Consider the following 217-nt stretch of genomic DNA (forward strand, 5'->3'; position numbering starts at 1 on the left):
AGGCAAGACCATCAAGTCAGATGTGACCGACGAAGATGCTCAACCAGTGGATAAAGACTACGATACAGTGGTAGACAACCGTCCGCAAAAGATTGAATTCGAAGGCAAGACCTATGAATTGGTACCAGCAGGTAACTACACAGTTGGTGAAGTAGATGACCAAGGTCACCTTAAGTCTACTGACCCTACAACCGGTAAGGTCATCGAAGGCGATAAG

The 217-nt window shown here is 46.5% G+C and carries 1 pseudogene; it reads left to right on the plus strand.

Annotated elements, in window-relative coordinates:
- Positions 1-217 (plus strand): annotated as a pseudogene (locus ADH27_RS00005) (muramidase); the annotation flags it as partial.

This window comes from Streptococcus sp. 343_SSPC, assembly GCF_001072385.1.
Taxonomy (GTDB): Bacteria; Bacillota; Bacilli; order Lactobacillales; family Streptococcaceae; genus Streptococcus.